13 protein-coding genes are annotated in these 12029 nt (G+C 70.4%); all 13 read right to left on the bottom strand.

The window, feature by feature from the left end; genetic code table 11:
- Window positions 1–317: 317 nt before the first annotated feature.
- Window positions 318–1589, bottom strand: a complete 1272-nt coding sequence (tyrS, locus tag G6021_RS05320) for a tyrosine--tRNA ligase (RefSeq protein ID WP_311201625.1) — start codon at window positions 1587–1589, stop codon at window positions 318–320.
- Between the two features lie 31 nt (window positions 1590–1620).
- Complete coding sequence (locus G6021_RS05315) at window positions 1621–2271, bottom strand: DNA-3-methyladenine glycosylase (RefSeq protein WP_304816390.1); 651 nt, start codon at window positions 2269–2271, stop codon at window positions 1621–1623.
- Window positions 2268–2489: a Trm112 family protein gene (locus G6021_RS05310; RefSeq protein ID WP_179525175.1), complete on the bottom strand. Its 222-nt coding sequence runs from the start codon at window positions 2487–2489 to the stop codon at window positions 2268–2270. Before G6021_RS05310 ends, G6021_RS05315 begins: the two co-directional genes overlap by 4 nt.
- Window positions 2490–2494: 5 nt before the next feature.
- Window positions 2495–3934 (bottom strand): argininosuccinate lyase, encoded by a 1440-nt coding sequence (argH, locus tag G6021_RS05305; RefSeq protein WP_095717202.1) that lies wholly within the window; start codon window positions 3932–3934, stop codon window positions 2495–2497.
- On the bottom strand, window positions 3931–5130 hold the full coding sequence (locus G6021_RS05300) for an argininosuccinate synthase (protein ID WP_095717203.1): 1200 nt from the start codon (window positions 5128–5130) through the stop codon (window positions 3931–3933). The genes argH and G6021_RS05300 overlap by 4 nt, the downstream gene beginning before the upstream one ends.
- 53 nt (window positions 5131–5183) lie before the next feature.
- Window positions 5184–5678, bottom strand: coding sequence for an arginine repressor (locus G6021_RS05295; protein ID WP_176474999.1), 495 nt, complete (start codon window positions 5676–5678; stop codon window positions 5184–5186).
- Window positions 5678–6619, bottom strand: coding sequence for an ornithine carbamoyltransferase (gene argF, locus G6021_RS05290; protein WP_179525174.1), 942 nt, complete (start codon window positions 6617–6619; stop codon window positions 5678–5680). Before argF ends, G6021_RS05295 begins: the two co-directional genes overlap by 1 nt.
- Entirely contained in the window at window positions 6616–7830 is a 1215-nt protein-coding gene (locus tag G6021_RS05285; protein ID WP_182610495.1) for an acetylornithine transaminase, read from the bottom strand. Before G6021_RS05285 ends, argF begins: the two co-directional genes overlap by 4 nt.
- The gene (gene argB / locus G6021_RS05280) at window positions 7827–8762 is read right to left on the bottom strand and encodes an acetylglutamate kinase (RefSeq protein ID WP_182618017.1); all 936 of its coding nucleotides are present in this window, start codon (window positions 8760–8762) and stop codon (window positions 7827–7829) included. Before argB ends, G6021_RS05285 begins: the two co-directional genes overlap by 4 nt.
- Window positions 8759–9241 (bottom strand): hypothetical protein, encoded by a 483-nt coding sequence (locus tag G6021_RS05275; RefSeq protein ID WP_182640795.1) that lies wholly within the window; start codon window positions 9239–9241, stop codon window positions 8759–8761. Before G6021_RS05275 ends, argB begins: the two co-directional genes overlap by 4 nt.
- Entirely contained in the window at window positions 9238–10275 is a 1038-nt protein-coding gene (argC, locus tag G6021_RS05270) for an N-acetyl-gamma-glutamyl-phosphate reductase (RefSeq protein ID WP_179525172.1), read from the bottom strand. Before argC ends, G6021_RS05275 begins: the two co-directional genes overlap by 4 nt.
- Window positions 10276–10344: 69 nt before the next feature.
- Complete coding sequence (locus G6021_RS05265) at window positions 10345–11082, bottom strand: DUF2786 domain-containing protein (protein ID WP_179525171.1); 738 nt, start codon at window positions 11080–11082, stop codon at window positions 10345–10347.
- Between the two features lie 80 nt (window positions 11083–11162).
- Window positions 11163–11987, bottom strand: coding sequence for a bifunctional hydroxymethylpyrimidine kinase/phosphomethylpyrimidine kinase (thiD, locus tag G6021_RS05260; protein ID WP_095717211.1), 825 nt, complete (start codon window positions 11985–11987; stop codon window positions 11163–11165).
- Between the last annotated feature and the right edge of the window lie 42 nt (window positions 11988–12029).

Below are 12029 nucleotides of genomic sequence, written 5' to 3'. Positions count from 1 at the left end.
AGTTCTCAAACAACACCACCACACCGCTCCCCGGACAGTCACCGACCACCGGATCACGAGGGACTCACACTCTTCGCCACCCACTTCGGGGCAACTTCTCCAGCCTAGCCACACCGACCCACCAAGTCAAAACCGGGGTCCGCACAACCATCTGAAAACCGCCACCTGCCTCGGCCCGGGCCTCTCGGTCCGGGCTCGCTCTCGGCGACTTCCAATAAGTTACGCAGACGTGAACCCAAACGCAAATCGCCAGGTCAACGGGAGAAATGCGAGACGGCGCCGGTGTGTACCGGCGCCGTCTGCCCCTACTCCCCGGATCAGTGGATCCGGACCCCGGCCAGGTTCTTCTTGCCGCGCCGGAGGACCAGCCAGGCCCCGTGCAGGAGGTCGCTCGTCGCGGGCGCCCACTCGACATCGTCGACGCGCTGGTTGTTGACGTACGCGCCGCCCTCACCGACGGCACGTCGCGCCGCACCCTTGCTCTCGCACAGACCGGACGCGACCAGCAGATCGACGATCGTCCTCGGCTCGTCGGATCCCAGCTCGACCGCGCCGGCGTCCTCGAGCGCGGCACGGAGGGTCCGCTCGTCGAGCTCGGTCAACTCTCCGCGTCCGAACAGTGCCTGGGACGCCGCCTGCACCGATTCCGTGGCCGCCACCCCGTGCACCATCGTGGTCATCTCCTCGGCCAGGCGCTTCTGCGCCGCCCGCAGGTGCGGCTTCTCCCGGGTGAGTGCGTCCAACTCGTCGATCTCCTCCCGGCCCAGGAACGAGAACCACCGCAGGTAGCGGACCACGTCGGCATCTGAGGTGTTGAGGAAGTACTGGTACCAGGTGTAAGCGCTGGTCAGGGCCGGGTCGAGCCAGAGGCTCCCACCGCCCGTCGACTTGCCGAACTTCTTCCCGTCGGACGAGGTGACCAGGGGAACGGTCATCGCGTGCACCGATTCCCCGTCCATCCGGCGGTTCAGATCGACGCCACCGACGATGTTCCCCCACTGATCGGAGCCGCCGATCTGCAGCGTGCACCCCATGGTGCGACGCAGCTGCACGAAATCGTTGGCCTGCAGGAGCATGTAGGAGAACTCGGTGTACGAGATCCCGTCACCGTCCAGACGACGCTTGACCGTGTCACGCCCGAGCATGGTGTTGAGCGAGAAGTGCTTGCCGACGTCGCGGAGGAACTGGATGGCGGTCAGGTGACCGGTCCACTGCATGTTGTTGACCACCCGCGCGCCCACGGGCCCCTCGGTGAGGTCCACGAAGAGCTCGAGCTGACCGGTGATGCGCTCGGCCCACTCGGCCACGGTGTCCGCGGTGTTCATGGTGCGCTCCCCCACCTCGCGGGGGTCGCCGATCATCCCTGTCGCTCCCCCGGCCAGCACGATCGGTCGGTGCCCGGCCAGCTGGAACCGCCGCAGGGTGAGAAGCGGGATCAGGTGACCTGCGTGCAGGCTCGGACCGGTGGGATCGAAGCCGCAGTACAACGACACGGTGCCCTCGTCGAGATGGGCACGGAGCGCGTCGAGGTCGGTCGACTGCGCGATGAGCCCCCGCCACTGCAGGTCTTCGAGGATGTTGGAAGTCACGCGTGCCATTGTTCCCCATCGACGCGGTGGGCTACCACGGGGCGGGGTGCGTCACCCTCGGCGCGCGAGGACTGCGCCGGTAGGCGGAGACCTCCCGGGCGCCCGCCAGCCAGAACCGCCAGGGGCGTTCCGCCTCACGGGAGACACCCACCCTGGGGCCGGACCGGATCTGCGACTCGGGTACCGGATCGGGACGGAAGGTGACCGACGACGTCGGGTCGAGGACATCCGTTCCCCGGTGGGAGAGATCGATACCCAACACCTTGCCGAGATTCCCCGGCCCGCGGGCCGCGTGTTCCACGGGTATACCGGGCCGGCGGTCGTCCACCACCCGGTGTCCGCCCTCCACCCGGGCGGCGCGCAGCAGTACCCCGCCGCCCTCGCCCGCGGGCCGGCAGGTGATGTTGACGCACCGGTGGATCCCGTGGCTCAGGTAGACGTACAGGTGACCGGCGTCGCCGAACATCACCTCGTTTCGCGGGGTCGGACCCGGCCAGGTATGCGCGGCGGGATCCGGATGGGCTGAGTCGACCGGTCCGCCGTAGGCCTCCACCTCGACCACCCGGACCGAGACGGAGTCATGGGTCAGGACACCCCCGAGCAGTGCGCGCGCGGCCCCGGCCGGGTCCGCTTCGCGGAGCAGCGTGCGGAACGGGTCCGCCCCGGCGTACCGCCGGGTCACTCCTGTGGAGCTGCGCCCGCGGCGGCGAGCAGGTCCGCGTGCTCGGCGTCATCCACCTGACGTGACTCCTCCACCAGTAGGACCGGGATACCGTCATCGATCCGGTACGCGCGGCGGAGGCGGGGGTTGTAGAGCGTGTCGTCGCCCGCCAGGAGGAGCGGACCCTTGTCCTCGGGGCAGGCGAGGATCTCCAGCAGACGGGCATCGATGACGGACATGGCGCTCACCCTACCCAGTGGGCGAGCTCGTCACGGATCTCTCCCAGCCGCCGCCGTTGTTCGGCCACGGCGGTGCCGGCGGTGCCGCCGCGTGCGCTCCGTGACGCGATCGATCCCGTCACGGTGAGCACGTCGCGGACGTCGGGCGTCAGCGCCGGGTCGACGGTCGCCAACTCGTCGTCGGTCAACTCCTCCAGCCCGACGCCGCGGGACTCCGCCACCCGCACACACTCCCCGGCCGCCTCGTGGGCGACGCGGAACGGCACGCCCTGACGGACCATCCACTCCGCGATGTCGGTGGCCAACGTGTATCCGGCCGGGGCGAGCGCGGCGAGACGCTCCGGGTGGAACGTCAGGGTCGAGACCATGCCGGCCATCGCCGGGAGGAGCAGGTAGAGCTGGGCGACGGAGTCGAAGACCGGCTCCTTGTCCTCCTGCAGGTCCCGGTTGTAGGCCAACGGCTGGGCCTTGAGGGTGGCGAGCAGCCCGGTCAGGTTGCCGATCAACCGACCCGTCTTGCCGCGCATCAGCTCCGCGACGTCCGGGTTCTTCTTCTGCGGCATGATCGAACTACCGGTCGACCACTCGTCGGCCAGGGTCACGTACCCGAACTCCGGGGTCGACCAGGCGATCACCTCCTCCGCCAGACGGGAGAGATCGACAGCGATCTGCGCGAGGACGTAGGCCGCCTCGGCCGCGAAGTCCCGCGAGCTCGTCGCGTCGATCGAGTTGTCCGCCGCGCGGTCGAAGCCGAGCTCCGCCGCGATCGCGTCCGGGTCCAGTCCGAGGGACGACCCGGCCAGAGCGCCCGAACCGTACGGAGACACCGCGAGACGGCGGTCCAGGTCGCGGATCCGATCGACGTCCCGCAGCAACGGCTGCGCGTGCGCCAGGAGCTGGTGCGAGAGCAGGATCGGCTGGGCTGCCTGGAAGTGCGTCTTGCCCGGCATCACGGTCTCGGGGTGCTCGTCCGCCTGCGCCACGAGCGCGTCGACCACGTCGAGCACACCCCCGGCAACCTCACGCACCGCGTCACGCAACCACATCCGGAACAGCGTGGCGACCTGGTCGTTGCGGGACCGGCCGGCACGGAGGCGCCCACCCACCTCGACACCCACCCGGTCGATCAGACCGCGTTCGAGGGCCCCGTGGACGTCCTCGTCCGTTTCTGCCGGGCCGAACGCGCCGGAATCCACGTCCGCGGCGAGGCGGTCCAGACCGTCCAGCATCGCGTCGAGGTCCGCACCGGAGAGCAACCCCGCGCGGTGCAGGACCCTGGCGTGGGCCTTGGAGGCCCTGATGTCGTACGGGGCCAGCTCCCAGTCGAAGTGCGTGGACTTGCTCAGTGCGGCCATCGCCTCGGCGGGCCCGCCCGCGAAGCGGCCACCCCACAGTGCTCCGGCGTTGGTGCCGTGCCGGTCGTCCTGCCGGTCGGCGTCGCTCACAGCCCGAGGTCCCGCTTGGCGGCGATCTTGGAACTCAGACCGTGGAGGTTCACGAAGCCCTTGGCGTAGCTCTGGTCGAACGAGTCCCCCTCGTCATAGGTCGCGAGGTTGAAGTCGTAGAGCGAGGAGTCGGAACGACGACCGTTGACGACGATGGAACCACCGTGCAGGACCATCCGGATGTCCCCGGAGACGTGCTGCTGGGTGTTGTCGATGAAGGCGTCGAGGGCGTATTTCAGCGGGGAGAACCACAGGCCGTCATAGACCGCGTTCGACCACTGGTCGGAGACCCCGGACTTGTACCGCGCCAGCTCACGCTCGAGGGTGACGTCCTCGAGCGCCTTGTGCGCGGTGATGAGGATCATCGCTCCCGGCGCCTCGTACACCTCGCGGCTCTTGATACCGACGAGCCGGTCCTCGACCATGTCCAGCCGCCCCACGCCCTGGGCCCCGCCCCGGCGGTTGAGCTCCACGATGGCCTCGAGCACGGAGACCTTGCGCCCGTCGATCGCCACCGGGATGCCCTCCGAGAAGGTGACGGTGACCTCGTCGGGAGCGGCGAAGTTGAGGGTCGGGTCCTCGGTGTAGTCGTAGACGTCCTTCGTGGGGGCGTTCCACAGGTCCTCGAGGAAACCGGTCTCCACCGCGCGGCCCCAGACGTTCTGGTCGATCGAGAACGGGGACTTCTTGGTCACGTTGATGGGGATCTCGTTCTGCTCCGCGAACTCGATGGCCTTCTCACGCGTCCAGGCGTAGTCGCGGACCGGGGCGATCACCTCGAGGTCCGGGGCGAGCGCACCGAAGCCCACCTCGAAGCGGACCTGGTCGTTCCCCTTGCCGGTGCAGCCGTGCGCGACGGAGGTACCGCCGTGCATCTTGGCCGCCGTGACCAGGTGCTTGACGATCAGCGGGCGGGAGATCGCCGAGACCAGCGGGTACTCCCGCATGTACATCCCGTTGGCCTTGATCGTGGGGGCGCAGTACTCGTCGGCGAACTCGTCGCGGGCGTCCACGACGATCGACTCGACGGCGCCGCAATCCAGTGCGCGCTGCCGGATGACCTCCATGTCCTCACCGCCCTGACCCAGGTCGATGGCGACGGCGACGACCTCGGCTCCGGTCTCCTTGCCGATCCAGCTGATGGCGACAGAGGTGTCGAGGCCGCCGGAGTAGGCGAGGACTACGCGATCGGACATGGTGTGCTCCTTGATGGTTCGGATCTCTACGGTCTGGGGTCGGGTCGTGGATGTCAGAGTGGGCGGCGGGCGAGGGAGGCGAGCCGGTCCGCGAGCTCGGCGCCTCCGACGGGTTCACGGGCCATCACGAATATGGTGTCATCCCCGGCGATGGTCCCCACCACGTCGTCGAGGTTGGCGCGGTCCAGGGCGCTCGCCAGGAAGTTCGCGGCGCCGGGCGGGGTCCTCAGGACCGCGATGTTGCCACTGTGGTCCGCCGAGACCAGCAGGTCGCCGAGCAGCCTGCCGAGCCTGTCCGTGCCCCCGGGGATCCCCGGGGCCCGGCTGCCGTCCTCCGGGATGATGTAACGGCCCGCGCCTCCGTCGGCGGCCCGGAGCTTGACGGCCCCGAGCTCGTCGAGATCCCGGCTCAGGGTGGCCACCGCGACCGCGATGCCCTCCTCGGCCAGGGCCTCCGCCAGTTCGGTCTGGCTCCGGACGGGTCGGCGCTGGAGGATCTCGGCGATCCGGGCGTGCCTGGCGGTCCTGCTGACCGTCCCCACCGTCATCACGACCGCTCCATGAGCCACACGAGCAGCGCCTTCTGCGCGTGGAGCCGGTTCTCGGCCTCGTCGAACACGCGGCTGCGGGGGCCGTCGATGACCTCGGCCGCGATCTCCTTGCCGCGGTAGGCGGGAAGGCAGTGCAGGACGATCACGTCGTCGGACGCCCTGTCGACGGACTCCTGGCCCAACTGGTAACCGGCCAGGTCGCGGAGCCGGTCGGTCGCCGAGTCCTCCATCCCCATCGACACCCAGGTGTCCGTGATGAGGACGTCCGCCCCGGCCACCGCCGAGTCGACGTCGGTCGTGATCCTCACGGAGCCACCGGTCCCCGCCGCCACGCGCTCGGCGTCCGACACCACCTGCCCCGTCGGTTGGTATCCCTCCGGCGCGGCGATGGTGATGTGCATTCCCGCGGTCGCGAACCCGAGCAGATACGAGTGCCCCATGTTGTTCGCACCGTCGCCGAGATACACCGCGCGCAGGCCGGCGGTGCGACCGAAGTTCTCGCGGATGGTGAGCAGGTCCGCGAGGATCTGGCACGGGTGGAACTCGTCGGTCAGGGCGTTGACGACGGGCACGTCCGAGTGCGCGGCGAGCTCGGCGAGCCCGTCCTGCGAGTAGGTGCGCCAGACGATCGCCTCGACGTAGCGCGACATCACCCTCGCCGTGTCGGAGAGGGTCTCACCCTTGCCCATCTGGGTGGATCCGGAGTCCACCACGATGGCGTTCCCACCGAGTTGGGCGATGCCCGCGTCGAACGAGAACCGGGTCCGCGTGGAGGTCTTGTCGAAGATCACGGCGACCGACCGCGGCCCTTCGAGCGGGCGGGCCGAGAACGGGGCGGCCTTGAGCCGCATCGCCAGATCGAGGACCTCGGCCTGCTCCGCGGGACTGAGGTCGTCGTCCCTCAGGAAGTGCCGCACCGACGACGATGCGGCGGTCATGAGGTGGCCTCCTTCGGGGTGGCGGCGTCGAGGATGCCCGGGAGCCCGGCGACGAACCGGGCGACCTGCTCCTCGGTCAGCACGAGCGGCGGGGCGAGTCGGACCACGTCCGCGGTAGTGGCACCGACGAGGTACCCGGCCTCCCGGGCCGCCCCCTCCACGGCCTTGGCGAGCGGGGCGGTGAGCACGACGCCCAGCAGCAGTCCCCTCCCCCGCACGTGGTCGACCAGCGGGTGATCCAGGCACTCGATCTCCGCGGCGATGATCTTCCCGAGTCGGTCGACGTGCGCGATCAGGTCCTCGGACTCGATCGTGTCGAGAACGGCCAGGGCGGCCGCGCACGCGACGGGGTTACCGCCGAACGTGGTCCCGTGCTGGCCCGCGGTGAGCAGCTCGCCGGCCGCACCGACCGCCAGGCAGGCGCCGATCGGCAGCCCGCCGCCCAGGCCCTTGGCCAGGGTGATCACGTCGGGGACCACGCCGGCCCGCCGCGTGGCGAACATCGCCCCGGTACGACCGATCCCGGTCTGGACCTCGTCGACGATCATGAGGATCCCGTGCTCGCTGCACAACGATCGCACGTCGGCAAGGAAGCCCTCGGGGGGTTCGACGACCCCTCCCTCGCCCTGGATCGGCTCGACGATCACGGCGGCCGTGTCCCCGGGAGCCTGTTCGACGAGAGCGGTGAGCGCGGCGGTGTCGCCGTAGGGGAAGAACTCGACCCCTGCGGGCATCGGTTCGAACGGCTCGCGTTTGGCGGGTTGACCCGTCATCGCGAGGGCGCCCATGGTCCTGCCGTGGAAACCGTTCTCCGCCGCGAGGATCCGCGACCGCCCCGTCCGACGGGCGATCTTGAACGCGGCCTCGTTGGCCTCCGCGCCCGAGTTGCAGAAGAAGGCGCGGACGGGCTCGTCCACCGACAGCAGTGACTCGAGGCGCTCGGCCAGCGCCACCACCGTCGGGTGGATGTAGAGGTTGGACACGTGGCCGAGCTCGGCGACCTGGCGACTGACCGCGTCGACGACCGCCGGATGCGCGTGACCGAGTGAGTTGACCGCGATCCCGCTGAGCAGGTCCACGTACTCGCGGCCGTCCGAGGCGGTGACGGTGACGCCCCGGCCCGAGACGAGCTCGAGCGGCGGGGTGCCGTAGTTGCGCATGAGCGCGCTGTCCCACCGTGCGGTGAGGGACATGGTGTCGGTCCCGGTCATCTCGCTCCTCCTGCCGGCGTGCGGATCTCGTGGTCACCCTCGGTGACCATGGTGCCGATGCCGCCCTCGGTGAGAACCTCGAGCAGCACGGAGTGTTCGACGCGCCCGTCGATGACGTGGGCCGCCCGCACCCCGCCCTGCACCGCGCGCAGGCACGCCTCCATCTTGGGGACCATGCCGCTCTCGAGAGACGGCAACACCCGCTCGAGAGGACCGGTCCCGAGGTGCGTGACCAGCGAGGACCGGTCCGGCCAATCGGTGTACAACCCCTCGACGTCGGTGAGGACGACGAGTTTCTCGGCGCCGAGCGCGGTGGCCAGTGCGCCGGCGGCGGAATCGGCGTTGATGTTGTGGACCGTGCCGTCGGCATCCGGGGCGATGGTGGACACGACGGGGATCCGGCCGGCCTCGATGAGGTCCAGGACGGCACGGGGGTCGACCGACTCGACGTCGCCGACCAGTCCTATGTCGGTCGGTTCGCCGTTCACCATCGCCGTCCGTCGGACCGCGGTGAACAGGCCAGCGTCCTCTCCGGAGATCCCGACCGCGTACGGGCCGTGCGCGTTGATGAGCCCCACCAGTTCTCGGCCGACCTGGCCGAACAGCACCATGCGGACGATGTCCATGACCTCGGGGGTGGTCACACGGAATCCCCCGCGGAACTCGCCCTCCATCCCCAGGCGGCCGAGCATCGACGTGATCTGGGGGCCGCCCCCGTGGACCACCACCGGCTTCAGGCCACAGGTCCGGAGGAACACCATGTCGGCCGCGAACGCCGCCTTGAGCTGGCCGTCGATCATCGCGTTGCCGCCGTACTTGACCACGACGATCTTGTGGTGGAACTTCTGCAGCCACGGCAGCGCCTCGGCGAGGACGTGGGCACGGACGAACGGCGTCAACTCGGTCGACCCGTCGTTCATCTCGGTGGTCATGTCAGTCCTCTTTCGGGCTGGTCGGGAACGGTCAGGGTGAGACGGACGCCGGCACCGCCGCGGTGGCGGAACCGGAACTCCACCCCGTCCGCCGTGGGTGCGGGTTCCGGCCACCGGGTGTGATCGGTGTCCGGTCGGAAGACGAGCACCTCGATCGGTCCGACCTCGGAACCCGACCGGGAGCCGACGATCCGGGCGACGTCCTCGGCGACGGAGTGCGTGAAGGTGAAGTCCTCTCCGGGGACTCCGGCGCCCGGGCCGTCGAGCAGGACGACCGCGCGGATCGACGGGACCTCGGCGCTCAGTGTGCTCCACCGCAACTCCGCGGCGTCGGTCCCCTCGCCCTCGACCTCCAACACGGCCGTCGCGCCCGCGGGAGCCACCCAGAACACCGCGTCGTTGCGCACCGGATCGGACCACGATTCGAGACCGTGGGTGCGGCCACCGGACACCGCGCCGGACAGGATGCCCGCACTCACGGGGCGAGGCCGACCGTGCTGAGCCCCGCCGTCTCGGGCAGTCCGAGTGCCAGATTCATGGACTGGATCGCCCCACCGGCGGTGCCCTTGGCGAGGTTGTCGATCGCCGCGGTGAACACCGCGCGCCCCGCCCGCTCGTCCACCTCGATGCCGAGCTGCACCGCGTTGGACCCGAGCACCGAGGCGGTCATCGGCTGCACACCCTCGGGGAGCACGTGGACGAAGGGTTCGTGGTCGAACGCCTCCGCGTACACCCGCCGCAACTCCCCCGCCGTCGCCGTGGTCGGGGCGACCGCGGTGGTGAGGATGCCCCGGGCCATCGGGGCCAGGACCGGTGTGAAGCTCACCGACACCGGCGCCGCGGTGACCGCCCGCAGGTTCTGGGTGATCTCGGGCGCATGGCGGTGGGTCGTGACGCCGTACGCCTTTGCCGAGCCCATGACCTCCGAGGCGAGCATCGGGACCTTGGCGGACTTCCCCGCGCCCGAGGCACCGGTGACCGAGACGATCGTGATCCCTGACGCGTCGACCAGTCCGGCCGCCACCGCCGGGAACAGCGCGATGCTCGCCCCCGTGGGGAAGCACCCGGGCACCGCGATGCGGCGGGTCGAACGCAGCGCCTCACGCGCGCCGGGGAGTTCGGGCAGACCGTACGGCCAGGTGCCGGCGTGCGCGGACCCGTAGTAGGCCTCCCAGTCCGAGGCGTCGGACAGCCGGAAGTCCGCACCCAGGTCGACGACGAGGACGTCCGGTCCCAGCTGCTCGGCGATCTCCGAGGAGTGCCCGTGCGGCAGTCCCAGGACCACGACGTCGTGCCCGGCCAGGGTGTCCGCACTGGTCTCGACCAGGACGCGCTCCGCGAGCGGCAGGAGATGGGGATGGTGCTCGACCAGCGGCTGCCCGGCGTTGGACCCCGCGGCGAGGGTTCCGATCTCCATCTCGCCCGACTCCAGCGCGGGGTGCCCGAGGAGCAGGCGGAGGAACTCCCCTCCCGCGTAACCCGACGCACCTGCGACCGCTACCTTGATTGCCATGCGCACAAGTATGCATCAGCTTGCAATCTTTTGCACACCGACGTGCCGGCCGCGACGATCCCGGGCCGGTCAGGCTCCGAGTTGACGCCGTCCCCCGCCGAAGCGGCTCTGTCCGAGATCCACTGATCCGCCCACGCGACGCCCCTCCTCGATCCCCGAGGAACCCACCCTCCGCCGTGCACCACGGACCGCCGAGGGGAAACGGCGCCGTAGTTCGGAATCCGCGCGCTGGGCGTCCGACCTCAGGACGAGTCCCGCCCCGACCGCGTCCCCGCTCCCGGCGACGGCTCCGCGTTCGGCCGCGGCCAGTCGGCGTCCCACCTCGAAGGCGAAGCCGGTCATGAACGACTTCCGGTGCGTGACCGGCGAGACGCCGGGAGCCGGCCGCTGGTGCGCTGCCGCCGCGAGCATGACCCCCGTGAGCGCGCCGGCGAGCATCCCCACCCGCTCGACGTGCCGACGCACCCCCACGATGTGGACGACCCTCGCGCCGTCACCGCGGGTGGAGGTGACGGCCCGGCAGTGCATCGCGGCGGCCAGCGATGCCACCAGTCCCACCTGGTCCGGCTGGTATCTCCCGGCGACCACGTGATCGAACACGGTCACTTCCGCGGGTCGCGCATCGGGCCCCGATCTCGCCAGAGCCTCGTCGACGCCGTACTTCGCGAGCAACCCGTAGGCCCGTTCGAGGAACACCTCGGCCTCCGGCGTGCCGGCGACGCTCTCGGCCTTGGCGAACAGTTTGCGGACCCGGTCGAGCGCCTTCGCGGCGGAGGACCCGGCGGAGGCGGTGTGCGTGGTGGACATGGTCTACTCCCGGTGGTCTCGGCTGTGTGATGAGCCGAATATTCGCACAGGTGTACGACAGAGGGGCGGGTCCCGGGCGATCAGTGGTGGAGGAACCAGGTGTGGTCGAGCGGCCCGGCCCCCCGGCCCACCTCGAGATCGAGCCCGCCCCGGAGGGCGCCGTCCATCCACGGACGGACCCGCCGGTACGCGGCCTCCCAGTCATCGGCCGCCACCCGGGCAGTGGCCAGGGCGGAGGACAGCGAGCACCCGGTCCCGTGGGTGTGCGGCGTGTCCACGCGGACGAACGGGAGTCGCAGGGTCGTGCGCCACCCGCCCGCCGAGCGGACGAGGACGTCCTCGGCACTGCCGTCCTCGAGATCGCCGGTCGTGGCGAGCACCGAGCACCCGGTCTGCTCGTGGACGAGCTCGGCCTGCTCCACGATCATCTCGATGCTGCCCGCGGTGGATTCCCCGCACAGGACACCGAGTTCCGGGACGTTGGGGGTGACCAGATCGACTAACGGGACCAGGTCGCGGAGCATGCGGGAGGCGTCGTCGCTGGCGAGCCTGCCGCCGGTGGTGGCGACCATCACCGGGTCGAGGACGACGTTCGGGGGTCTCCGGCGACGCAGCCAGTCCCCCACCGCCTCGACGAGGGAGGCCTCGCCGAGCATGCCGATCTTGACGGCGTCGATCCGCACGTCGTCCGCCACCGCGTCGAGTTGGGCGACCACGGTCTCGACGGGTACCGCGTGTACGCCGCTGACCCCGAGGGTGTTCTGGATGGTGACCGCGGTGACGGCCCCCATCGCGTACCCGCCCATCGCGGCGACGGACTTGACGTCCGCGAGCAGGCCCGCGCCGCCGGACGGGTCGGTACCGGCGATGCACAGGACCCTCGGGACCCCGGTCGGCTCAGCCACGGAGCGTCGCCCCGACCGCCGCCTGCGCGGCCTCCACCGCCG

It is taken from the genome of Dietzia sp. CW19, assembly GCF_014145265.1.
Lineage (GTDB): Bacteria > Actinomycetota > Actinomycetes > Mycobacteriales > Mycobacteriaceae > Dietzia > Dietzia natronolimnaea.
This window is presented reverse-complemented; position numbering and strand designations above follow the sequence as displayed.